This window comes from Stenotrophomonas sp. SMYL89, assembly GCF_036319985.1.
Classification (GTDB): Bacteria; Pseudomonadota; Gammaproteobacteria; order Xanthomonadales; family Xanthomonadaceae; genus Stenotrophomonas; species Stenotrophomonas maltophilia_Q.
Genome location: NZ_JAWIRW010000007.1, coordinates 204,447 through 227,814, shown reverse-complemented (window position 1 = coordinate 227,814; position 23,368 = coordinate 204,447). Strand labels below are relative to the sequence as shown.

The following is a 23,368-nucleotide window of genomic DNA, read 5'->3' as shown; positions in this document are numbered from 1 at the left end:
GGTTGCGGGGGCGTGAGCGCCATGGATGGCGCGACCGAGCCTACAGGGACGTATTTACGGCGTCCCCCGCAACCGGACCCACCCCGCCAACTCCAAGGAACCCAGCTTCTGCTTCGGCTGTTGCTGTTGCTCCGACCCCGGCCTGAAGCGGGTGCCGGGTGCAACCCGGCCGATACCCTCCCAGTGCTAGGCTGTGGCCACCGACAACCACGGAGGCGGGATGGGGGCGATCGTGTTGTTGCCGCTGTGCGTGGACGATGCCGCGCTCGACCGCTGCCTGGCTGCACTGGATGCCGGCACCGCGCCGGGCACCGCGGTCTGGTTGGCCGACGATGCGCAGACCGGTCCGCGTGCGCAGGCGGTGGTGGAACACTGGTTGGCGCATACGCCACTGCAGGCCGAATACACCCGCCGCGCGCGGCCGCTGGGGGAAGTGGCGCATCTGGACGAGATGCTGCGCGCCTGCGATGGCATGGACGTGGTCGTGCTGGCCCCGGACAGTGTGCCGGCACCCGGTTGGCTGCAGCAGCTGCAGGATGCCTTTGCCCGCGACGCCGCGATCGCCACTGCAACCCCGTGGTGCAACGCGGGTGAAACTGCGGCCTGGCCGCGCTTGGGCGAGATCAATCCCGAGCCCGATGACGCAGAACTGCTGGCTCACGTCTGTAGCGGGCTGCCGACGCTGCACCCGGAACTGCCATCGGCGGTCACCCATGCGGTGCTGGTGCGTGGCAATGCACGCCGTCGCGCCGGTGGCCTGGATGTGGACAGCTACGCCGGCTGGAACGCGGCCCTGGTCGACCTCAGCCTGCGCATGGCCGGCCTGGGCTGGCGCAACGTGCTGTGCGAGACCGCCTTTGTCAGCCGGGCTGGCGAGGCGGTCAGCCGTGATGGCGACCTTGAGGCGCTGGCTGCGCGTTGGCCCGGCTGGGTGCCGCGCCTGGCAGATTTCCTGATGCACGATCCATTGCACGGGCTGCGCGCCGACCTGCAGCAGCGCATGCGGCAGGCGATAATGCCCAGGGAGCAGGGCGACCTGTTCGTTCCTTCCGCACCGGAGCCCCCCGTTTGAATGCTGCCATCGCCGCCATCGTCGTCACCTACCAGAGTGGCAGCACCATCGATGCCTGCCTCTCGCGCCTGCGCCAGGCGCAGGACGTGGCCGAGATCCGGGTGATCGACAACGGCTCGCTGGATGGCACGCTGGATATCGTGCAACGGCACGCCAGCCACGACCCCCGCGTGCGTTTTGTCGGCAATCCTGACAATCCCGGCTTCGCCGCTGCCAACAACCAGGGGGTGGCCGATTCGCACAGCCCGTGGCTGGCCTTCATCAACCCGGACCTGATGGTGGAGCCCGATACCTTGGCCGAGCTGCGCAGCCGTGCCGAAGGGTTGGGTGATTGCCTGCTGGGTGTCGAGCAGCTGGACGAGCATGGCCATGCCGACGAGGCGGTGCGCCGTCGTGATCCGGATTTTCTGTTGATGCTGCGTTCGCCGGGTAGAGGCTCGAAGCTGGCGGTTCCGCGCGACCCCCAGCAGCCGCTGCAGCGGGTGCCGGCACTGTCCGGTGCGCTGCTGATGATGCCGCGTGCGCTGTTCGACCGCATCGGTGGCTGGGACGCTGGCTACCGCCTGCACGCCGAAGACCTGGACCTGTGCCGGCGCGCACGTGAGGCTGGCGCGGTGGTGGCGATCGCCAACGACCTGCAGGTCACCCATGTGCGTGGTGTCTCCAGCCGCTCACGACCGTTCTTCGTTGAATGGCACAAGCACAAGGGCCTGTGGCGCTATTTCCAGAAGTTCGAAGCGAAGCAGCGTTCGCTGCCGGTGCGGGTGGCGGTGTGGTGCGCGATCTGGGCCCACGCTGTGATGCTGGTGCCGCGCCTGTTGCGCCGGTCCCTGTAGAGCCGAGCCCACGCTCGGCCACACGAGATCCGTCGGTAGATCCACGCCATGCGTGGATGGGGTGCCCGATCGGTAGCGCCGAGCCCGCGCTCGGCTGCATGGATAGGGGCATCCATGCAGGGTGTGGATCCACGGGCGGCGCCCCCGGTTCACCCGTCCGGGCGCATAATCCGCCCCATGCCTATCATCCAGTCCCTGCTCGACACCGACCTGTACAAGTTCACCATGATGCAGGCGGTGCTCCACCAGCACCCCGGCGCGCAGGTGCAGTACCGGTTCAAGTGCCGCACCCCCGGCATCGACCTGGCCCGTTACATCGACCAGATCGACGAAGAGATCAACCACCTGTGCAGCCTGCGCTTCAGTGACGCGGAACTGGACTACATGCGTGGCCTGCGCTTCGTGAAGCCGGACTTCGCCGATTTCCTCGGTCTGTTCCACCTGGACCGCAAGTACATCCAGTTGCGTGCCTCGAAAACCGTGCCCGGCGAGATCGAACTGGACATCACCGGCCCGTGGCTGCACACCATCCTGTTCGAAGTGCCGCTGCTGGCGATCATCAACGAAGTCTGGTTCCGCAATACCACCACGGCTGACTTCGCCGAAGGCGAGCGCCGCCTGCAGGCCAAGGCCGCGCTGCTGCGCGATACCCCCGGTTTCGAACAGTGTCGCATCGCCGACTACGGCAGCCGCCGGCGTTACTCGCGCGACTGGCATGCGCGCCTGCTGCCGCTGCTGCGCGATGCGCTGGGCCCGCAGCTGGTGGGCACCAGCAACGTGCACTTCGCCCGCCTCTACGGCATGACCCCGCACGGCACGATGGCGCACGAGTACCTGCAGGCGTTCCAGGCGCTGGGCCCGCGGCTGCGTGATTCGCAGGTGGCGGCACTCGAGTCGTGGGCGCGCGAGTACCGCGGCGACCTGGGGATCGCGCTGTCCGACGTGGTCGGCCTGGACGCGTTCCTGCGCGATTTCGACATGTACTTCTGCAAGCTGTTCGACGGTGTCCGCCATGACTCCGGCGATCCGTTCGACTGGGGCGACCGCATGCTGGCGCACTTCCAGCAGCGCCGGGTCGACCCGCGCAGCAAGGTACTGGTGTTCAGCGATGGGCTCGACATCGCCAAGGTCATGCGCCTGTACGACTACTTCCGTGGTCGCTGCCAGGTCGCGTTCGGCGTCGGCACCCACCTGACCAATGATCTGGGTCCGACGCCGCTCAACATCGTCATCAAGATGGTTCGCTGCAACGGCCAGCCGGTGGCCAAGCTCAGCGATTCGCCGGGCAAGAGCATGTGCGACGACCCGGGTTACCTGGCTTACCTGCGCCAGGTCTTCGAGCTGCCGCAGCCGGCGTAACCGCGCCGGCCTTCAGTGCTGCTTACAGGTAGTCGACAACGACCAGGTAGGCGCCCTGCAGCGGCTGCTGCTTCGAGGCCTGCACGCTGTAGCGCTCTGAGAAGGCGATATCGCCGGCGCGCATCGCGCTGGCCGACACCGACAGCTTCTGCCCCTGGCGCTTGCCATCGCGCAGCGTTGCGGCCTGGCCATCGGCCAGCGCCGTCACAGCCACCGTCGAGCCCTTGGCCGACGGCGGGCAGGCCGCCAGGCTCAGCTCGCCCTGGGACAGGTTGGTCGTGCAGCCCGGTTCGACGATGCGGCCGCTGAAGCGGATGCTGCCGCTGCTGGCCTGGGCCACGGCACTGATGGACATCAGGGCCACGCACAGCAGAAGGGAGGTTCTCATGACACGTTCTCTGGTTCGGTGTGTCCTAGTTAGCGACAGCTTCGATCAGCCTTTAATAGGACGATTCCGAATCTGCTAGGCCCATCACCAAGAAAGAGTGATGCGCATCAAAGAAGCCGATTTCCACCTGAAAAAGGCCTGTTTCCGTGCATGCCGAACGCGCCACCTGAAGCGTCATCCAAGGTCGTTTCCGACCTGATCCGGCGACCGTCAAATCCCCGCACCTTTGAGGTCATCATTTCGCCTAGCACGTCACATTTGCAGCGTCAATGAATTGACGTTCAGAAAAATAATGAGACTTTCATCACACTTGTGCATATACTTGCGTCACGGATTCAGGGGAACGTATGTCCGAATCCGGCCACAGGTGAGACGCAAGGATGGGTCTTGTTCGCCCGGCAGTGCTCCTTGCTTCCTCCTCTACTTCCATCTCTTCAGTAGGGTTAGGTAAAAGCGAATGCACAAGATCAACCTCATCGCCGCTCTGATGCTGGCCGCCGCTCCGCTGGCCGCCAACGCCGCCGACGGCACCATCACCTTCACCGGCAAGGTGACCGACAAGACCTGCACCATCTCGACCCCGGGCGGCAAGGACTTCGCCGTCAACCTGCCGACCGTGTCGAAGAACACGCTGGCCGCCGCCGGCAACGTTGCGGGCCGTACCCCGTTCGCGATCAACCTGACCAAGTGCAGCGCCGGCAACGTCGCTACCTACTTCGAGCCGGGTTCGACCGTTGACTTCAACACCGGCCGCCTGCTGAACCAGGCCTCGGCCAACGCTGCCACCAACGTGCAGCTGCAGCTGCTGGGCTCGAACAACCAGGTCCTGCCGATCAAGGCTGCAGGTGCTGGCCAGGCCCAGACCAACTCGCAGTGGGTCACCGTCGGCACCGACGGCTCGGCCGACCTGAACTACTACGCCGAGTACTACGCCACTGCCGCCGCCACCCCGGGCGACGTCACCAGCAGCGTCAAGTACACGATCATCTACAACTGATCGCAGCCGTACCCGCATTGGCCGGCGTACGCGCCGGCCAGTGCCTCGCGGCCTCTGGCCCCATACCTCGAGCGTAGTACTTCCGATGAAAGCATTCTTTCCCCGGGCGCTGCTGCTGGCAGCGTTCACGCTGCCCTTCTGCCAGGACGCACTGGCCGGCGTGGTGGTCAATGGCACGCGGGTGATCTATCCGGCGCAGGCGCGCGAAGTCACCGTGCAGGTCGACAACGTCGGCGACTCGCCCGCCCTGGTCCAGGCCTGGATCGACAGTGGCGACGCCAACCAGACCGCCGATACCAGCGACGCCCCGTTCGTACTGACGCCGCCGATCGCGCGCGTTGAACCGGGCCGCAGCCAAGCGCTGCGCGTGATCTTCTCCGGCGCGCAGCTGCCGACCGATCGCGAGTCTGTGTTCTGGCTCAACGTGCTGGACGTTCCGCCGTCGCCGGACAACGCCGACAGTGGCGACCAGAACTACCTGCAGGTTGCGTTCCGTTCGCGCCTGAAGCTTTTCTACCGGCCGCAGGGCCTGAAGGGCGTCGCCAACGACGCGCCGGCAGCGCTGCGCTGGACGCTCGCCGGCGATCGCCTGCGGGTGGAAAACCCGAGCCCCTTCCACGTCACCCTGGCTGAAGTGCACGCCGTGACCGGCGGCACCGAAAAGGCCGTCGAGGACAAGGGCGCAATGGTTGCACCGAAGCAGAGCCTGGAGTTTGCCGCACCGGCGGGCACCAGCCAGGTCCGCTTCATCACCATCAACGACTACGGCGGCCGGGTGGAACACACGATCCGCCTCGGCAGCACCGGGGGCTGAACGCGCCGCGCTGGCCCACGGCCCGCGCATCCCGCCACCGCCGCCGTGCGGCGAACTGAAGGAATGTCAGTGTGATCGGAAACAGATTGACATTGTCGATCCATCAGGCGCTTTGCCTGCTGGTTGCTGGCGTGGCCTGCCCAGGATGGGCGCTGGCTGCTCCGGCCAATCTCGGCGAACAGGCGCTGATGGCGCAGAGTGGTGCGGCCAATGCGCGTGCCCCGGAGTCGGCCCAGTTCAACTCCAGCTTCCTGTCTGGCCAGGCCAAGCAGGTCGATCTGGCGGCCTTCAGCAACGGCAACCCGATGGTGGCCGGCAACTACCGTGTCGACGTCTATGTCAACGGAGCCTGGCAGGGCCGCCGCGACCTGCAGTTCAAGGCCGATGCGCAGGGCCGCGTAGACGCCTGCCTGCCGCTGCCGATGCTGGAAGAAATGGGCGTGGACAGCGAGGCTGTGCTGCTGCAGCAGGACCCGTCCGTGCCGACCGACACGACCAGCTGCGTGCCGGTCCAGCAGCGCATGGCCAATGCCTATGGTGTCTACGACAGCGGCAACCTGCGCTACGACCTCAGCATCCCGCAGGTGTTCCTGCGCCGCGAGGCGCGTGGCTACGTCAACCCGGCACTGTGGGACCGTGGCATCAATGCCGGCTTCGTCGGCTACAGCTTCAATGCCATCGACAGCGACAGCCGCGTCGAAGGCGGCCAGCGCAACCGCAGTGCCTACCTGGGCCTCAACGCTGGCCTCAACCTGGGCGGCTGGCAGTTCCGCCACGATTCGAACCTGACCTGGTCCGAGGGCGACGGCCGTCATTGGCAGAGCATCGCGACCTACGCCCAGCGCGGCATCCCGCAGGTGCGCGGCATGCTCACCATCGGTGAGGCCTACACCACCGGCGAGCTGTTCGACTCGATCGGTTACCGCGGTGCCAGCCTGGCCAGCGACGACCGCATGCTGCCCGATTCGCTGCGCGGTTACGCGCCGGTCGTGCGCGGCATCGCCGAGACCAACGCGCGCATCGAAGTGCGCCAGAACCAGCAGCTGATCTATTCCTCGACCGTATCGCCGGGCAGCTTTGTCATCGACGATCTTTATCCGACCGGCTATGGCGGCGACCTGGAAGTGAGCGTGATAGAGGCCGATGGCCGTCGCCGCGAGTTCAAGGTGCCGTTCGGTTCGGTGCCGCAGATGCTGCGCGAAGGCGTGTCGCGTTACTCGCTGACCGCCGGCCAGGTGCGCAACAAGCTGCTGGCCGATGAGCCGTGGCTGGTGCAGGGCACCTACCAGCGTGGTATCGGCAACCAGCTGACCCTGTACGGCGGCAGCGCACTGAGTGACGGCTACCTGTCGCTGCTGTACGGCGTTGGCCTGTCCACGCCGGTCGGCGCGTTCGCCGCCGACGTCACCCATGCGCGTACCTCGTTCGATCACTACGGCAACCACACCGGTGCCAGCGTGCGCCTGAGCTACAGCAACATGATCGGCGAGACCGGGACCAACCTGACCCTGGCCGCCTACCGCTATTCGACTGAAGGCTTCTACAGCCTGCAGGACGCACTGTACGGTCGTGATTCGGACAAGCGTGGCATCGATCCGACCACCCGCGGCCGCCAGCGCAGCCAGTTCCAGGTGACGCTGAACCAGCCGCTGGGTCGTCGCGGCGGCGCGCTCTACCTGACCGGTTCGGTGCGCGACTTCTACGATCGCCCCGGCACCTCCAAGCAGTACCAGGTCGGCTACAACAACGCCTGGCGCTCAGTGAACTATGGCTTCTCTGCGCTGCGTACCGAAGAGGGCGTTCTGGGCCGTTCCGATACCCAGTACCTGCTGTCGATGAGCGTGCCGCTGGGCCGTGGTACCCACCCGGTATCGTTCAGCGCCGACCTCGGCGTGCGCGATCGCGGTGGCTACGACAACAGCCGCGTCGGCATCACCGGTTCGGCCGGCGTCGACAACAACTTCAGCTATGGCGCCGCCCTGTCCGACTCGCGCGAAGGCGGCACCACCGCAGTCGGCAACGTCGAATACCGCAGCCGCTATTCGGCATTGAACGCCACCTACAGCCACTCGCGTGATTTCCGCCAGGCCTCGGTCGGTGCCAACGGCAGCGTGGTCGTGCATCCAGGCGGCTTCACCTTCACCCCGCAGCGTGGCGACACCATGGTGCTGGTGGAAGCGCCGGGCGCACGCGATGCCATCGTCAGCAACGCCCCGGGCCTGCGTGTCGATGGCCGCGGCTACGCGGTGGTCCCGTACGTGTCGCCGTACCGCCTCAACACCGTCACCCTCGACCCGCAGGGCATGGCCCACGACGTCGAACTGGAGAGCACCAGCCAGGCGATCGCACCGTTCGCCGGTGCCATCAGCTACCTGCGCTTTGATACCCGCAAGGGCAACGCGCTGCTGATCCAGGTACGCAACCCCGATGGCCGCAGCATGCCGTTCGGTGCACAGGTCAAGGACGAGCAGGGCCAGCCGGTGGGCATGGTCAGCCAGGGCGGCCGCCTGTACGTGCGCAGTGAAAAGAACCAGGGCCGCCTGCTGGTGGAGTGGGGCGCGGGCGCCGATCAGCGCTGCACCGTCGATTACCAGGTTCCGGCGGACGCCGATGCGTCCAAGACCGGCTTCATCCCGCTGGAGGCAGCATGCCGATGATTTCTTCCCGTGGCCGCAAGGTGCTGGCTGCAATGGCGCTGCTGGGCGGTGTTCTGCTGGCGCAGCAGGCCAGCGCAGCCTGCCGCATCCAGATCAATGGTTTCGTTGCGCAGGACGTGCAGATGGACATGGGGCAGATCGTGATCCTGCCCAGCACCCCGGTGGGTGGCGTGATCAAGGAAATCAGCGTGCCGATCAACCAGCAGAACAGCGTCGCCCGCTGCGACTATTGGTATGGCGGCAGCTCGACCGGCGAGTATGTCAATGCCCCGCAGAAGCGGCCAGTGGCCGGCTTTGCCAACGTCTACGAGACCGGTGTCGCTGGCGTAGGTATTCGACTGTTCCGCGACTCCGGCGCGATCCAGACCTACTACCCGCATTCCATCAACTTCGGTGCCAACTCCACCATCTCGCTGATCGGTGGCCAGTTCCGCATCCAGCTGATCAAGACCGCCACGCAGACCGGTTCGGGGGTGATCGCACCCAATGGCCGCTTCACCACCTATTACTTCGATGGTGATGGTCCCAGCCGCCCGGTACTGACCTCGACCTTCAGGGGCTCGGGCACCACCGTGGTCAGCCCGACCTGCGAAGTGCAGGCCGGCAGCCGCAACATCGCGGTCGATTTCGGCAGCGTGGCCAACACCACCTTCACCGGCGTCGGCTCGCGCGCGGTCGACCGTGACTTCGAGATCCGCCTGAACTGCCAGGGCAGCAACGTGGCCGCATACCAGAGCAAGATCGGCATCCGCCTGGATGCCGATCAGGACAGCTCGAACATGCCCGGCGTGCTGAAGCTGAGCGCAGCCACCAACAGCGCTACCCGCATCGGCATCCAGATGGTCCAGCGCGACGGCAGCAGCGAGCGCGAAGTGCGCTTCGGCCAGACCATCAGTGTCGGCACCACCACCACCGGTACCAGTGTCATGAGCCTGCCGCTGCGGGCCCGCTATGTGCAGACCCAGGCCGGCACCGTCGGTGCCGGCACCGCCAACGGGCAGGCGACGTTCACGATCCAGTACGAGTAGTACGCGCTTTCCATTGCTGAGTTTCGAGCCTCACGTCGCCCGTTCCGCGGGCGGCGTTGACTGCGTCTTGATCCCGCAAACGTGAAGATCAGGGCTATCATTGCCGTACAGAAACATGAATGTGATGTACGTCATGAAAGTGACCTCCTTTTCACCGCAGCGCCTCCACTGCCGGGCTTTCCGCCCGGTTGAGGGGCAATGAAAGGATCCGGCGTGCCTGCGACCCACCTTGCCATTGCCGGATTGCCCGCCGAGTTCGTCGAGATGCGCAGCGGAGGCCTGTACTGGGTGGTGGCCGCCGGCAGCGCGCCGACGGACCTGCTCGGTGCCGGCGTGCTGGCCACGGCCGAGGCACTGGATGAAGCCGTGCTGGTCACGCTGGGGCGGGGGGCCGAATCGATGCTGGCGCTGCTGGCTGCCGACCAGGGGCCGGCCCGCCTGCGGCTGTTCCAGCGTTCGCACCATGGCATGCAGCAGGCGCTGCGCGGGCTGACCGGCGATCTGCCGCGCACCGCCTCGGCGCGCACCCGGCTCAGCCTGGTGCAGTTTCCGGTGGCGGCGCTGGACGGCTGGGATGATGCCCGGCTGGCGCGCTGGTGCCAGCAGCTGCAGGAATGTGCCGTGCAGGCGCAGCAGGTGCTGCTGTTGCTGTGCCACGGCGAAGTGGCGACCCTGGCCCCGCGCCTGTTGGCATTGAACCGGATCTGCGCCGGTGTGGCCCAGCTGCATCCGCATCGTGGTGCCCTGCAGCTGCTGCTGCATTACTGGTCCAACAGCCATGGCGTGGTGGCCCAGCGATCGTTCGGCGTCGAGCAGGAAAGCTGCGGGCTGCGCCACCTGGCCGAGGCCGGTGCCGCCGAGACTGGGATCGATGCGACCAGTGGCAGCGACCGCGATGTCTTCCTGGCCCAGGCCGAAGTGCTGGAAGGTGCGCCGCCGTTGTCGGCGGCCTGGCGCCTGTATGACGGCTGGGCCGGATTGCTGCCGGCCGCGCTGCAGGCGCGCGAGGCCACCGTGGTGCTGGCCATCGACGAGAATGCCAAGGTGGATGCACTGGCCCGCCTGCTGCACCGCCTGCGCCGAGAACGTGGCAATGCGCTGAAGCTGGTGGTGCGCGAGCTGCAGCCCTGCCTGCGCTACGCCGATGAGCGGCTGCTGATGCAGTGCGGTTGCAGCCTGGTGGTGCCGTCAGCGACGCCCTTGCCGCGACTGCTGACCCTGCTGGAAACCGTGCAGCGGCAGCGTTGGCAGGGCCAGCTGGCTGAGGATCCGGAGCCGTTGATCCGTGCGCATCGGCCACCATCGGTGAGTGGCCTGGTCAACGCCGCACGCTTCCGCCAGATCGCAGGTGATCGCATCGACCAGGACGGTAGTGCGGTGGAAAGCGCCGTGCTGGCGCTGCAGCCGGTGGCCGGCCTGCGTGCCGAGCAGACCCTGCAGCAGCTGCGCATCCGCCGCCAGGGCGATCTGGCCTGTGTCTACCGCGGGCAGGTGCGCCTGTTCCTGTTTGGTTGCCGGCGTGATGCGGTCGAGCAGGCCCTGGGCAATCTGTTCCGCCTGCCCTGGCGCGAGCTGTTCGATGGCTACCAGCGCCTGGCCGAATATGACATTGCAGCGATGAATGCCCACGGCAGTGATCCTGAGGCCGAGGTGCTGCCCGAAGCACCTGCGGCCCTGCCGGCTGTGGCCCCGGCGCTCGAGGCGCCTGTTTTCACCGCCCCGAAGCCGCTGCGGCTGGGAGATCGCGCATGACCACCGACCAGCAACTCTGGACCCTGATCGTCGCCTGCGCGCTGGTGATGATTCCCTTCGGAGCCATGCTCGGCACGCTGTGGCGCGGGCTGCGCCGCCGTGCCGCACGCTGGCTGCCACCCCGCCATCTGCGCCGCGCCGGTGTACGCCAGCGTGCGCCGCGGAGGGCTGCATGAGTCCGCAGATGGCACCCGCATCTCCCTTCGCCTGGGCCGACCTGCGTGGCTGGAACCTGTACTTCCTGTCCAAGGTGGTACTGGCCTGGATGGGCGCGCTGGATCTGAAGATCCTGCCCAACCTGCTGTTCCTGGGCGCGCTGCTGATTCCGCTGCGCTGGCGCTGGGCACGCATCGCGCGCACCGTCGTCGCGGTACCGGTGGGCGTCGCGCTGTACTACCAGGACACCTGGTGGCCGCCGTTCCGGCGCCTGCTGGTGCAGCCGGGCGTGCTGGACTTCTCGGCCGACTATTGGCTTGAACTGGCCCAGCGCTTCATCAACTGGCAGATGGTGGCGGTGCTGGTGATGCTGGTGCTGGCCTACGTGCTGCTCAAGCCGTGGCTGCGCATCACTACCCTGAGCGTGCTGGGCATGCTTGGCCTGGCCGTGATGGCGATACCGATGCCGGCGGGCTGGAACTGGGGGCAGGGTACCGCCACCGCAGCCACCGCCAGCACCGGAGGCACCTCAGGTGGCGGCCTGCCGCCGGCCAACAACGAGACGCTCAATGCATGGCTGGCCAGCTTCTACCAGCAGCAGGCCAGCCTCAAGACCAGCTTCCCCGCACCGGGCAGCGGCGCGCCGTTCGACGTCATCATCCTCAACATCTGCTCGCTGGCATGGAGCGATCTGGATGAAGTGGGGCTGCGCCAGAACAACCTGCTCGACCACATGGACGTGGTGTTCGACGACTTCAACTCGGCAACCGCCTACAGCGGCCCAGCAGCGATCCGCCTGCTGCGCGCCAGTTGTGGCCAGACCTCGCACACCGCGCTGTTCGATCCGGTGCCGGCCGAGTGCCAGCTGTTCTCGAACCTGCAGCATCTAGGCTTCCAGAGCGAGCTGGCGATGAACCATGACGGTCACTTCGACGACTTCATCGGTGAACTGCACCAGTACGGTGGGCTGCAGGCGCAGCCGATGGACATCAGCGCGTTTCCCAAAGCGCTGGTGGCGTTCGACAAGTCACCGCTGCGCCGCGATGGTGATGTGCTGATGGCGTGGTGGAAACAGCGGCTGGCCGGGACCAGCCAGCAGGTGGCGCTGTTCTACAACACGATCTCGCTGCACGATGGCAACCGCATCGTCGGCGCCGATGGCCGTTCGAATGCCGCCGACTACAAGGCACGTGCGGAAATGGTGCTGGGTGACATGGCCGGTTTCGTCGATGCGGTGGAGAAGAGTGGCCGCCGCGCGATGATCGTGGTGGTGCCTGAGCATGGCGCGGCCCTGCATGGCGACCGCATGCAGATTCCGGGCATGCGTGAGATTCCCAGTCCATCGATCACCCACGTGCCGGTGGGCGTGAAGCTGATCGGCATGGGCGCGCCGGCGGCCGGCGGCCCACGTCATGTGCCCGAACCGAGCAGCTACCTGGCGGTGTCCGAGCTGGTGTCGCGTGTGTACGCGCTCAATGCCCAGTCGCCGCCGAGCGAGCGCAACTGGGACAGCCTGCTGAAGGGGTTGCCGCAGACACCGTCGGTATCGGAGAACGAAGGCGCCAAGGTCATCGAGTACGCCGGCAAGCCCTGGCTGCAGCTGCAGGGCAGCCAGACCTGGAGCCCCTACCCGGAGGAGGCGCGCTGATGCCTGCCGACATTCTTGCCGTGCCGGTCACACTGTCCGTGGAAGAGGATGACATCGACCTGCTGCGCCGCAGCCTGGACATGCCGGGCTTGCCCTACGTGGACTTCTCGGCCCAGCAGGAACGTGCACGGGCGCTGGCGCGCTGGCCGTTGCTGGCCGAACTGGAGCCGCGCCGATGAGCACCGTGTTGTCGCTGCAGGGCATCCATGGCGGAACCGGCGTCACTACGGTGCTTGCCGCGCTGGGCCAGGGCCTGCACGCCCAGGGGCAGCGTGTGCTGCTGGTCGAATGCAGCCCGGACCAGATGCTCGGCCTGCACCTGGGTCTGCCTGCCGACGTGGACAACGGTTGGGCGCGCGCGCAGCTGGACGGTACGGATTGGCGTGATGCCGCCTACGCCGTCGCAGCAGGACTCGCGGTGCTGCCCTACGGTCGTGTCGACGCCGAGGCCGCGATGCACATCGAACAGCAGCTGCAGCAGGCACCGGCCACCTGGGCCGAACGCATTCCGCTGCTGGAGGCCCAGTTCGACTGGATCCTGTTCGACCTGCCGCAGCGCCTGCCGGCGCACGCTGCGGCCATCAACCAGCACGCGCGCTGCACGCTGCCGCTGCGCCTGGCCTGTGTCGATCCGGTCAGCCATGTGTTCCTGCAACGACAGCCGGATGACACTCGCCTGCTGCTGGCCAACCGCTATGACCCGGTCATTCCGGTGCAGCGCGACCTGATGCAGCTGTGGCTGCACGCGCACGGGGCGCGGCTGGTGCCGCAGCCGCTGCACGAGGATGCGCGGGTGCCGTCCGCATTGGCCAGCAAGCAGCCACTGGGCCGCTATGCGACCGATTCGCTGGCTGCTGCCGATGTGGATGGCTTGGTGCTGTGGTGCCTGGCGGAGGCCGCACGGCGCCAGGCCGCGGCGGGAGGACGCTGATGGGTGCCCGCGTCTATTACCTGGACTGGGGACGCCTGCGTGAGCGGGTGCATGCGTCCTGGCCGACGCGGGCAATGCTGTGGCTGCTGCAATGCGTGGGCTGGGCGTTCCTGCGCCTGGAAGGGCCGGCGTGGCAGGCACAGGCCCCGCGCCTGCGCAACGCCTTCCCGCAGATCCAGGGCGACCGTCGCTGGCGCCCGGGCGATCCGTTGCGGTTACTGATCCAGGCCATGTGGCTGTCGGTGGTGCGGTTGGTACCGCAGCCTTCGCTGAGGCGGCAGCGGTTGGCCCAGGCCCGGCGCGAACGCATTGCCGAACTGCGTGGCGCGGCCGGTCGCGGCCGCCTGCGCTATCTGCGCGCCATGCGCGATGCGCCCAGTGAATTCTGGAACAGCCGCGTGGCGGCCTGGTTCGGCCGGAAGGTGGGCAGCCTGTCGCCACGTTCGCGGCACCTGCTGACCCTGCTGGTCGGGTTGGCCACGCTGGGGCTGGCGGCGCTGTGCATCACCCAGCCGTTCACCTATCTCGCACAGTTCGTGTTCGTTGCACTGCTGTGGGCCATCGCGCTGCTGGTGCGGCGCATGCAGGGGCGCTATGCGACGCTGGTGCTGGTGGTGCTGTCGATCACCGTGTCCTGCCGTTACCTGTGGTGGCGCTACACCGCCACGCTGAACTGGAACAGCACCTTCGACCTGGTCTGTGGCGTGGTGCTGCTGGCGGCGGAAACCTATTCGTGGCTGGTGCTGATGCTGGGCTACGTGCAGGTGGCCTGGCCGCTGCGTCGCCGTCCGGCGCCGTTGCCGGCCGATATCCGCCAGTGGCCGACGGTGGATGTGCTGATTCCCACCTACAACGAAGACCTGGCGCTGGTGAGGCACACCGTGTACGCAGCAATGGGCCTGGACTGGCCGGCCGACAAGCTGCGCATCCATATCCTCGATGATGGCAAGCGCGAAGAATTCCGCGCATTCGCCGAGCGTGCCGGGGTCAACTACATCACCCGCGCCGACAACCGCCATGCCAAGGCCGGCAATCTCAACCATGCGTTGACCCTGATCGATGGTGAGCTGGTGGCCATCTTCGACAGCGATCACCTGCCGGTGCGTTCGTTCCTGCAGATCACCTGCGGCTGGTTCCTGCGCGACCCGAAACTGGCGCTGGTGCAGACCCCGCACCACTTCTTCTCGGCCGATCCGTTCGAACGCAACCTGCAGGTGTTCCGCAGCGACCCCAACGAAGGCGAGCTGTTCTACGGTCTGGTGCAGGACGGCAACGACCTATGGAACGCGGCGTTCTTCTGCGGCTCCTGCGCGGTACTGCGGCGCGAGGCCATCGATGCCATCGGCGGGTTTGCCACCGAGACCGTCACCGAAGATGCGCACACCGCGCTGCGCCTGCATCGCAACGGCTGGAACTCGGCCTACCTGCGCATTCCGCAGGCGGCCGGCCTGGCCACCGACAGCCTCGGCGCGCACGTCAACCAGCGCATCCGCTGGGCACGCGGCATGGTGCAGATCTTCCGCATCGACAACCCGCTGCTGGGCAAGGGCCTGAGCTTGTTCCAGCGCTTCTGCTACGCCAACGCGATGCTGCATTTCCTGGCCGGCATTCCGCGCCTGGTGTTCCTCACCGCGCCGCTGGCGTTCCTGCTGCTGCACGTCTACATCATCTACGCACCGGCACTGGCCATCCTGCTGTTCGTGGTGCCGCACATGGCCCACGCCAGCCTTACCAACGCGCGAATCCAGGGCAAGTACCGGCGACCGTTCTGGGGTGAGGTGTACGAGACCGTGCTGGCCTGGTACATCGCACGGCCCACCACCGTGGCGCTGTTCAGCCCGGGCCGTGGCAAGTTCAACGTCACCGACAAGGGCGGTACCCAGGCCGGTGATCGTTTCGACTGGCGCGTAGCGCAGCCCTACCTGGTGCTGGCGCTGCTGAACGTGCTGGGCCTGTGCTTTGCCGTGTGGCGCTTCATGCATGGGCCGCTCGACGAACGCGGCACGGTGGTCGTCAGTTCGCTGTGGGTGCTGTACAACCTGCTGATCATCGGTGGGGCGCTGGCGGTGGCCGCTGAAGTGCAGCAGGTGCGGCGCACGCATCGCGTCACCACCCACCTGCCGATGGCGCTGCAGGTACCCGATGGCCGCCGCCTGCGCGGCGTGCTTCAGGATTACTCCAACGATGGCGTGGGCGTCGAGCTCGGCGAAGACGCACAACTGGCCGAAGGCCAGCGCGTGCAGGTGCTGCTGGGGCGCGGCCGCCGCGAGTTCGCGTTCCCGGCGCGCGTGCAGCGCACGGTCGGCCAGCGACTGGGCCTGCTGCTGCTGTTCGAGAACGAACGCCAGCGCGTCGAGTTCGCCCAGTGCACCTTCGCCCGCGCCGATGCCTGGCTCGACTGGCACGCCGGTTACCAACCCAAGAGCCTGCCGCGCAGCCTGTGGAGCGTGCTGGTCCTGGGCTGGCGTGGCTATCGGCGGATGGGTGATTTCGCACCGTTCGACCTTGACCGCCCGGCACACTGGAACCGTCGCCTGCTGCGATGGCTGGCCAGTTTTGCTCCGCAACGTCCGCTTCCTTCCCACCCGGCTGACCCAGCCGCTGATCCAGGGCTTCGTCCATGACCCTTCCGTCCTCTCTGCGTTGGCTGCTGCTGCCCCTGCTGGCCCTGCCCGTGGCGTCAGGCAACAGCGCGCCTGCCCCGGCACCGGCCACTCCTCCCACCACGGCGCCTGCCGCGCCACCGATGCCGAGCGTGCCGGCCGCACCCGCCACCACGCCTGCCGCCGGTACCGAGCCCGCGCTGGCGCAGACCTGGGCGGGCAGCGCCTGGCCCTGGCAGCGGCAGAACACCTTCGCGCAGCTGGGGCGTCGCCAGGACACGCTGCTGTCGGGGGTGCGCAATGCCACCACCTTCGAGTTCCAGGTGCGCCGTGACCGCCTGGTCCGCGATGCGGAACTGGATCTGAGCTTCACGCCTTCACCATCGCTGCTCCCGACCCTGTCGCACCTGCGGGTCTACCTCAACGACGCGATGATGGGCGTGGTGCCGATCAGCAACGACCAGCTCGGCCGCCCGGTGCAGGCCAAGCTGCCGCTGGACGCACGCCTGATCGCCGATTTCAACCAGGTCCGCCTGGAGTTCGTCGGTCACTACACCGACATCTGCGAAGAGCCGACGCACAGCTCGCTGTGGGTCAACCTGTCCAGCAACAGCACGCTGCGCCTGGGTGGCCAGCCACTGGCGATGCAGGACGACCTGGCCAACTTCCCGCTGCCGTTCTTCGACCCGCGCGATACCGCACGCCTGGAACTGCCGGTGGTGTTCGCCGCCGCACCGAGCCTGGCGCAGCAGCGCGCGGCGGCGGTGATGTCCTCGTACTTCGGCAGCCTGTCCGGCTGGTGGCGCCAGGCGCGTTTCCCGGTCAGCTTCGGTGCGCTGCCGGACAAGGGCCACGCGGTGGTGCTGGCGGTCAACGGCAGGTTCCCGCCGGTGATCGCCAACCATGCCCCAGTGAAGGGCCCGATGATCGAACTGATGTCGCTGCCGGAGGATCCGCAGCGCAAGCTGCTGCTGGTGCTGGGCCGCAACGATGAGGATCTGCAGAAGGCGGTGGCCGCGATGGCGGCCGGCAACGTGCTGTTCCGCGGCCGTCAGGTCAGCGTCGACGAGATCAAGCCGCTGGCCCCGCGCAAGCCGTACGACGCACCGAACTGGGTGCGTACCGACCGCGCCGTGCGCCTGGCCGAACTACTCGACTATCCGCAGCAGCTGCACGCCAACGGCGTGTCGCCGCAGCCGATCACGGTCAACCTCAACCTGCCGCCGGACCTGTTCATCTGGCGCAACCAGGGCATTCCGCTGAACCTGCGCTACCGCTACACGCCGCCGTTCGGCAGCGATGAGTCGCGGCTGGGCGTTGCAATCAACGACCAGTTCATCTCCAGCTTCCCGCTGGTGCGCCGCAACGGCAAGCAGGGCCTGGAGGAAATCCGCCTGCCGGTGCTGGCCGGCGATGCCGGTGCCGATGACGGGCGCCTGTTGATTCCGGCGCTCAAGCTGGGCGACCGCAACCAGCTGCGCTTTGATTTCAACTTCGCCAGCGTGATGGGAAGTGCACAGCGCGATCATTGCCAGACCGTGCTGCCGCCCAACCTGCAGGCAGCCATCGAGGAAGACTCGACCATCGACTTCTCCGGGTTCCATCACTACATGGGCCTGCCGGACCTGTCCGCGTTCGCACTCAGCGGTTTCCCCTTCACCCGCATGGCCGATCTGTCCGAGACGGTCGTGCTGGTGCCGCCCGGCGCCAGCGAAGCACAGGTCAGCCTGCTGTTGAACCTGATCGGTGGGCTGGGCGTGCAGAGCGGCTACCCGGCCTATGGCCTGCGCCTGTCCGATGACTGGAAGCAGGCCAGCGCGCTGGATGCGGACCTGCTGATGCTGGGCGCCCTGCCTGCCGAATTGCGCGGCAGCCAGCAGCTGTCGCTGCTGATCGACGACCAGCGCGCACGTCTGCTCAACGGCCAGTCGCCGTCGCCGCAGCAGGCGATGGAACAGGCGCGCCGTGGCAGCCGCGATGGCGACCCGGCGGTGACCGAAGTGGCAGTGAGCGCGCAGGCGCCGTTCGCCGCGATCATCGGCATGCAGTCGCCGAGGCATGCGCAGCGCAGCATCGTTTCGCTGGCCGCCAGCAACGCCGCCGACTACGGCCTGCTCGACGATGCACTCAGCGATACCGGCAAGCGCGAAGCCATCGCCGGTTCGGTGGCGATCCTGCGTACCTCGGGCATCCACAGCCAGTTCGTCGGCGATCACTACTACGTCGGCGCGCTGCCGTGGTGGCTGCTGCTGTGGTACCACCTGGCCGACCACCCGGCACTGCTGGCGGTGCTGGCCACGCTGGTGGTGCTGATGGTCGCCTTCCTGTTGTGGCGCACGCTGCGCTGGGTTGCGGCCAAGCGCCTGGACCCGGGGCACTGATGGCACGCACTCGGCATCCGCTGGTCACCGCTTCCGGCCTGGTCCTGTTGGGACTGGCCGGTGCCGGGCCATGCGCGGCGCAGACCTTGTCCGATACACCGGGCGGAACCGTCGCCGAGCAGCGCCAGTGGTTGCTGCAGCAGGTGCGCATCGGTGAGGCCACCGGTCGCCAGAGCCTGATCGAAGACGCGCTGGCGCGGCTGCGCATGCTGGCACCGGATGATCGCGGCACGCTGGTGGCGATCCTGGAAGTGCAGTTGTCGCAGCAGAAGCTGCAGGATGCCGAGGCGACCCTGAAGCGCCTGCGCGAGATCGGCGCGGGTACCCGTGAACTGGCCGCCGGCGAACGCCTCTGGCAGGCCTACCGTGGTGACCTGCAGCAGGACCTGCAGCAGGCGCGTCTGTTCGCTGCCGGTGGTCGCAGCGCCGAAGCGCTGGCGATCTACCGGCGCCTGTTCAACGATGAGCCGCCCGGCCTGCAGCTGGGCCTGGAGTACTGGCGCCTGCGCGGCGCCCAGGCGGATGGGCGTACACAGGCGATCCGTGCGCTGAGCGAACTGGACCGCAGCTATCCGGGCAATGTGCCGTTGCTGCAGGCGCTGTCGCAGATGCTGTTCGCGGCCGGCCGCGATGCCGAGGCGCTGGCCGCGCTGCAGCGCATGGGGCGCAATCCGGAAGCGCGCGGCATGGCGGCGGACGCCGAGTGGGCCTACCTGAAGGATCAGCCGGCCGATGACCGCAGCGTACGCAGGCTGCAGGACTTCATCACCCGCAACCCGACGTTCGCCGACATCGCGTTGGTGCGCGAGCGCTACACCGACCAGCACAAGCGGGTCAGCGACCCGGCGTGGCGCGCCGGTCTGCGTGGCCAGCAGTTGCTCGATGCAGGCCGCAATGAAGAGGCCGAGCGCGCCTTCCTGCAGGCCCTGCGCGGTTATCCTCGCGAGCCCGACCTGCTGGGGGGGCTGGGCATGGCGCTGATGCGCCAGGGCCGCCGCGAGCAGGCCATCAACTATCTCCAGCGTGCGGTGCAGGCCACCCCGGCCGGTGACAGCAACGACAAGTGGCGTGACCTGATCGCCAGCACCCGCTACTGGCTGCAGCTGGACCAGGCCGACGCGGCGCTGGCGGCCGGCCGGCTGGACGAAGCCGAGCGCCTGTATGCGCAGGCGCGTCGCCAGCAGCCCCGCGACGTCAATGCTGCACTGGGCCTGGTCGACGTGGCCGTGGCCCGTGGTGATGACGCCGCGGCCGAACGCCAGTTGCAGGTTGCCCGGCGGATGGCCCCCAACGATGCCAACGTGATCCGCAAGCTGGTGCAGCTGTACGGCCGCACCGATCCTCAACGGCTGGAAGCCTTCATCAACGCATTGCCCGCTGCCCAGCGCAGGTTGTATGCCGAAGACCTGCGCCAGCTGCAGATCAGTCGCTTGCGTGAGCGTCGCGAGCAGGCGCTGGCTGCCGGGGATGCAGGCACTGCGATCACGCTGGGACAGCAGCTGCGCGGCGAACTGCCGGGCGATGCATGGCTGGCCTATGCGCTGGGCAACGAGCTGCGCGCCGCCGGCCGGCAGGACGAAGCCGACGCGGTGGTGGCCGACATGGCCACGCACAACGACAGTACCGAAGCGCGCTACGCGCAGGCGCTCTATCTGTCGGGATCCGATCGGCTGCCGCAGGCGCTGGCGGTGCTCGATGCGCTGCCGCAGGCGCAGTGGGACGATGACATCCGCGCGCTGTCGGCGCGCCTGCAGCGGCAGCAGCTGGTCGATCATCTGTGGGATCTGCGTGCGCAGGGCAGGGAGGCCGAAGCCATCGCGCTGCTGCAGCAGCAACCGCCCAGCACCGACAACGATCTGCTGATGGCCGAATGGGCGCGCCTGCGCGGCGACCACGCGCAGGCGCTGCACTACTACCAGCGCGTGCTTGCTGCACAGCCGGGCAACGTGGATGCGCAGCTGGGCCAGGTACAGGCCTGGATCGGCACCGGCGATCTGGCCAGCGCACGCCGCCAGATGCAAGACGCACCGCCAGCAGTGGACGATGCCGAGATCGGCCAGCAGCGCCAGCTCGCCACGATCTGGACCGACCTGCGCGAGGACACGAAGGCGCTGGCGATCCTGCGCGCGCTGCTGGCGCGCAAGACCGGGCCCGACGCACAATCCTGGCGTGATGCGGCACGGCTGGTGCGCCGCGATGATCCACAGCAGGCGCTGGACATGTATGCGCAGGCGATGGCCGACAACGGCCTGTTGGCCCCCAGCCAGGCCGCGCCGCGCGACAACCGCGCGCTGACCCTGGCCAGCCGCGAGACGGCCGGCGATGACTGGTTGCGGCGCAGCCTGCGCAGCGACGTGGAGACCCTGTACCAGCAGGAGAATCCCACCCTGACGGTGATGCAGGACACCGGGCGCCGTAGCGACGGAACCCCGGGTATTTCGCGGCTGTCGCGCGATACCCGCATCGCGCATCTCGACGCGCCGTTCGCCGGTGGCCTGGGCTGGGCGCGCATCGAGCAGGTGAGCTTCGATGCCGGCCGCTTCCAGACCGACGGGAACGGGGCCTACGACGAGGATTTCGGTAGCTGCGACCTGGATCTGCTGCAGGCTGACAACAGCCGCCTGCGCGCACCGGGTTGCACCCGTTTCGTGCACCAGCGGCGCACCTCCGGCGCCGGCTTCGCCGTGGGCTGGCGCACCCTGGATGACCGCTGGAACTTCGATATCGGCCACACCCCGTCCAACTACGTGGTCGGCAACTGGCTTGGCGGTATCACCCTCAATGGTGACCTCGGGCGCTTCGGCTGGGGCGCCACGGTGTCGCGGCGGCCAATGACCAATTCGCTGCTGTCGCAGGCCGGTGCGGTTGATCCGCGCAGTGGCATCAGCTGGGGCGGCGTCACCGCCAACGGCGTGACCTTCAGCCTCGGCTACGACCAGGGTGGCCGCGATGGCGTGTGGTCGAACTGGAGCTGGCATCGGCTGACCGGCCACAACGTGGCCGACAATACCCGTGCACGCGCGATGGTGGGCTGGTACCACAAGCTGATCCAGCGCCCCGACATGCGGCTGGATGTGGGCACCACCGCGATGTACTGGCGCTACCAGAAGGACCTGGGCGGTTACTCGCTGGGCCAGGGCGGCTACTACAGCCCGCAGCGCTATGCGTCGCTGAGCCTGCCGGTCAGCTTCGCCTGGCGCAACGACGTGTGGTCGCTGCGCCTGGATGGCTCGGTAAGTGTGTCCAGTGCGCGTACCTCGTCGATCAGCCGTTTCCCCGACCAGGCATTGATCGAGCGCGTGATTGCACAGCTCGAGCCGCAGTATGGCCCCCTGCAGCTGGACGAGGCCGGCCTGTACACCGGCGACAGCAGCAGCACCGGCACCGGCTACCGCCTGTATGGTGCGGTCGAGCGCCGCCTGGGCGACCACTTCGTGCTGGGTGCCGCCGGCACGCTGCAGCGCAGCCGCGATTTCTCGCCGAATTCGTTCCAGCTCTACCTGCGCTACACCTTCAAACCGTGGCAGGGAAACCTGCCATTGCCCGTATCGCCACTGGTGCCGTATGGCGAATTCCGCTGACCTGCGGCGACGTCGCCTGCTGCAGGCGGCCGCCACGCTGCCGCTGCTTGGCTGGTGCAGTGCGCAGGCCGCGCCCGCACCGCGCTGGCCGGCGTGGCAGGTACTGCTCGACAGCAGCCTGAGCCGCGACGGACGCATGATCGATCGCAGCCAGGACGATCAGCGCAGTACCTCCGAAGGCCAGTCCTATGCCTTGTTCTTCGCCCTGGTCGACAACGACCAGGCGCTGTTCGACCGCATCCTGGGCTGGACCCAGGACAACCTCGCCGAAGGCGACATGGGCAAGCGCCTGCCGGCCTGGCTGTGGGGACGCGATGACGCCGGAGCGTGGCGGGTACTGGATGACAACCCGGCCTCGGACTCCGATCTCTGGCTGGCCTATGCGCTGCTGGAAGGCGCGCGGCTGTGGCGCCGTCCCGCGCTGAACGCCATCGCCGAGGGCATGCTCGCCCAGGTGCGGGCACGCGAGATCGTGGACCTGCCCGGGCTCGGCCCGATGCTGTTGCCGGGCCCACAGGGATTCGTCGAAGGGGACGCCACGCGTGTCAACCCCAGTTATCTGCCACTGCCGCTGCTGCGCCGCTTTGCGGTGGAGGATCGCGGTGGGCCGTGGCAGGCACTGGCGCGCAACAGCGTGCAGCTGTTGCAGCAGAGCAGCCCGCACGGGTTCGCACCGGACTGGGCGGCGTGGAAAGGCGATCGCTTCGTCGTCGATCCGGTGCGCGGTGCGGTCGGCGGCTACGATGCGATCCGCTGCTACACCTGGGCAGGCATGACCGCGCCGCGCGATCCGTTGTTCCGCACGCAGCTGGCGGCCCTGTCCGGGCCGCTGCAGCGCCTGCGCAGTGGTGCGCCGATGTGGGAAAAGATCGACACCCGCAGTGGCCAGGGGCAGGGCGAAGGCAACTACGGATTCCGTGCGGCCCTGCTACCGTATCTGATCGCGCAGGGCGACACGGAGCACGCGCAGTCGCTGCGGGCCAGCCTGCCCAGCGCCGAACAGCAGCGTGCTGATGCACCGGCCTATTACTCGCAGATGCTGGCCCTGTTCGGCTTGGGCTGGGCTGAAGGACGCTGGCGTTTCGCCGCCGACGGCCGCCTGCAGCCGCGCTGGTAGCTGCAGTGCTGCGGGGTCGGATCCCATTGCATCGCAATGGGCTCTGAC

General features: G+C 67.6%; 17 protein-coding genes. 16 read left to right on the top strand and 1 reads right to left on the bottom strand.

The features are described from left to right. Positions 1 to 220: 220 nt before the first annotated feature. The 3 genes from V3B41_RS11575 (at position 221) to pncB (ending at position 3,267) form a co-directional block, all read left to right on the top strand. The gene (locus tag V3B41_RS11575) at positions 221 to 1,072 is read left to right on the top strand and encodes a glycosyltransferase (RefSeq protein WP_049429475.1); all 852 of its coding nucleotides are present in this window, start codon (positions 221 to 223) and stop codon (positions 1,070 to 1,072) included. Beyond that, on the top strand, positions 1,069 to 1,908 hold the full coding sequence (locus tag V3B41_RS11570) for a glycosyltransferase family 2 protein (protein WP_049429476.1): 840 nt from the start codon (positions 1,069 to 1,071) through the stop codon (positions 1,906 to 1,908). The genes V3B41_RS11575 and V3B41_RS11570 overlap by 4 nt, the downstream gene beginning before the upstream one ends. A gap of 177 nt (positions 1,909 to 2,085) precedes the next feature. Next, positions 2,086 to 3,267 carry a nicotinate phosphoribosyltransferase gene (pncB, locus tag V3B41_RS11565; protein ID WP_049429477.1) on the top strand — a complete coding sequence of 394 codons (1,182 nt, stop codon included), beginning with the start codon at positions 2,086 to 2,088 and terminating at the stop codon, positions 3,265 to 3,267. Positions 3,268 to 3,289: 22 nt separating this feature from the next. Here the strand turns inward: pncB and V3B41_RS11560 are convergent, their stop codons facing one another. After that, positions 3,290 to 3,655 carry a hypothetical protein gene (locus V3B41_RS11560; protein WP_033834854.1) on the bottom strand — a complete coding sequence of 122 codons (366 nt, stop codon included), beginning with the start codon at positions 3,653 to 3,655 and terminating at the stop codon, positions 3,290 to 3,292. Positions 3,656 to 4,112: 457 nt separating this feature from the next. On the opposite strand from V3B41_RS11560, the gene V3B41_RS11555 reads away from it, so the two are divergent. From V3B41_RS11555 to bcsZ, 13 genes are all read left to right on the top strand, one after another. After that, positions 4,113 to 4,652, top strand: coding sequence for a fimbrial protein (locus V3B41_RS11555; protein ID WP_033834853.1), 540 nt, complete (start codon positions 4,113 to 4,115; stop codon positions 4,650 to 4,652). 85 nt (positions 4,653 to 4,737) lie between these two features. Then, on the top strand, positions 4,738 to 5,466 hold the full coding sequence (locus V3B41_RS11550) for a molecular chaperone (RefSeq protein ID WP_049429478.1): 729 nt from the start codon (positions 4,738 to 4,740) through the stop codon (positions 5,464 to 5,466). 92 nt (positions 5,467 to 5,558) lie between these two features. Then, positions 5,559 to 8,123: a fimbria/pilus outer membrane usher protein gene (locus tag V3B41_RS11545; protein ID WP_049429479.1), complete on the top strand. Its 2,565-nt coding sequence runs from the start codon at positions 5,559 to 5,561 to the stop codon at positions 8,121 to 8,123. Continuing rightward, positions 8,114 to 9,151 carry a fimbrial protein gene (locus tag V3B41_RS11540; protein ID WP_049429480.1) on the top strand — a complete coding sequence of 346 codons (1,038 nt, stop codon included), beginning with the start codon at positions 8,114 to 8,116 and terminating at the stop codon, positions 9,149 to 9,151. Before V3B41_RS11545 ends, V3B41_RS11540 begins: the two co-directional genes overlap by 10 nt. 213 nt (positions 9,152 to 9,364) lie before the next feature. After that, positions 9,365 to 10,903 carry a BcsE family c-di-GMP-binding protein gene (locus V3B41_RS11535; RefSeq protein ID WP_049429481.1) on the top strand — a complete coding sequence of 513 codons (1,539 nt, stop codon included), beginning with the start codon at positions 9,365 to 9,367 and terminating at the stop codon, positions 10,901 to 10,903. Then, on the top strand, positions 10,900 to 11,079 hold the full coding sequence (gene bcsF, locus V3B41_RS11530) for a cellulose biosynthesis protein BcsF (protein WP_049429482.1): 180 nt from the start codon (positions 10,900 to 10,902) through the stop codon (positions 11,077 to 11,079). Before V3B41_RS11535 ends, bcsF begins: the two co-directional genes overlap by 4 nt. Then, on the top strand, positions 11,076 to 12,707 hold the full coding sequence (gene bcsG, locus V3B41_RS11525) for a cellulose biosynthesis protein BcsG (protein ID WP_049429483.1): 1,632 nt from the start codon (positions 11,076 to 11,078) through the stop codon (positions 12,705 to 12,707). Before bcsF ends, bcsG begins: the two co-directional genes overlap by 4 nt. Beyond that, positions 12,707 to 12,886 carry a cellulose biosynthesis protein BcsR gene (gene bcsR / locus V3B41_RS11520; RefSeq protein ID WP_049402398.1) on the top strand — a complete coding sequence of 60 codons (180 nt, stop codon included), beginning with the start codon at positions 12,707 to 12,709 and terminating at the stop codon, positions 12,884 to 12,886. Before bcsG ends, bcsR begins: the two co-directional genes overlap by 1 nt. Beyond that, entirely contained in the window at positions 12,883 to 13,638 is a 756-nt protein-coding gene (bcsQ, locus tag V3B41_RS11515; protein ID WP_049429484.1) for a cellulose biosynthesis protein BcsQ, read from the top strand. Before bcsR ends, bcsQ begins: the two co-directional genes overlap by 4 nt. Then, entirely contained in the window at positions 13,638 to 16,262 is a 2,625-nt protein-coding gene (bcsA, locus tag V3B41_RS11510) for a UDP-forming cellulose synthase catalytic subunit (RefSeq protein ID WP_197619727.1), read from the top strand. Before bcsQ ends, bcsA begins: the two co-directional genes overlap by 1 nt. After that, entirely contained in the window at positions 16,259 to 18,622 is a 2,364-nt protein-coding gene (gene bcsB, locus V3B41_RS11505; protein WP_180848831.1) for a cellulose biosynthesis cyclic di-GMP-binding regulatory protein BcsB, read from the top strand. The genes bcsA and bcsB overlap by 4 nt, the downstream gene beginning before the upstream one ends. Next, positions 18,622 to 22,203 (top strand): cellulose synthase complex outer membrane protein BcsC, encoded by a 3,582-nt coding sequence (gene bcsC / locus V3B41_RS11500; protein WP_329861112.1) that lies wholly within the window; start codon positions 18,622 to 18,624, stop codon positions 22,201 to 22,203. Before bcsB ends, bcsC begins: the two co-directional genes overlap by 1 nt. Next, positions 22,187 to 23,320 carry a cellulose synthase complex periplasmic endoglucanase BcsZ gene (gene bcsZ, locus V3B41_RS11495; RefSeq protein ID WP_049429487.1) on the top strand — a complete coding sequence of 378 codons (1,134 nt, stop codon included), beginning with the start codon at positions 22,187 to 22,189 and terminating at the stop codon, positions 23,318 to 23,320. Before bcsC ends, bcsZ begins: the two co-directional genes overlap by 17 nt. Positions 23,321 to 23,368 lie beyond the last annotated feature (48 nt).

Coding starts and splice junctions, on each gene's coding strand:
- V3B41_RS11575 (WP_049429475.1), top strand. CDS start 221: ATGGGGGCGATCGTGTTGTTGCCGCTGTGCGTGGACGATGCCGCGCTC.
- pncB (WP_049429477.1), top strand. CDS start 2,086: ATGCCTATCATCCAGTCCCTGCTCGACACCGACCTGTACAAGTTCACC.
- V3B41_RS11560 (WP_033834854.1), bottom strand. CDS start 3,655: ATGAGAACCTCCCTTCTGCTGTGCGTGGCCCTGATGTCCATCAGTGCC.
- V3B41_RS11555 (WP_033834853.1), top strand. CDS start 4,113: ATGCACAAGATCAACCTCATCGCCGCTCTGATGCTGGCCGCCGCTCCG.
- V3B41_RS11550 (WP_049429478.1), top strand. CDS start 4,738: ATGAAAGCATTCTTTCCCCGGGCGCTGCTGCTGGCAGCGTTCACGCTG.
- V3B41_RS11540 (WP_049429480.1), top strand. CDS start 8,114: ATGCCGATGATTTCTTCCCGTGGCCGCAAGGTGCTGGCTGCAATGGCG.
- bcsF (WP_049429482.1), top strand. CDS start 10,900: ATGACCACCGACCAGCAACTCTGGACCCTGATCGTCGCCTGCGCGCTG.
- bcsG (WP_049429483.1), top strand. CDS start 11,076: ATGAGTCCGCAGATGGCACCCGCATCTCCCTTCGCCTGGGCCGACCTG.
- bcsR (WP_049402398.1), top strand. CDS start 12,707: ATGCCTGCCGACATTCTTGCCGTGCCGGTCACACTGTCCGTGGAAGAG.
- bcsQ (WP_049429484.1), top strand. CDS start 12,883: ATGAGCACCGTGTTGTCGCTGCAGGGCATCCATGGCGGAACCGGCGTC.
- bcsA (WP_197619727.1), top strand. CDS start 13,638: ATGGGTGCCCGCGTCTATTACCTGGACTGGGGACGCCTGCGTGAGCGG.
- bcsB (WP_180848831.1), top strand. CDS start 16,259: ATGACCCTTCCGTCCTCTCTGCGTTGGCTGCTGCTGCCCCTGCTGGCC.
- bcsC (WP_329861112.1), top strand. CDS start 18,622: ATGGCACGCACTCGGCATCCGCTGGTCACCGCTTCCGGCCTGGTCCTG.
- bcsZ (WP_049429487.1), top strand. CDS start 22,187: ATGGCGAATTCCGCTGACCTGCGGCGACGTCGCCTGCTGCAGGCGGCC.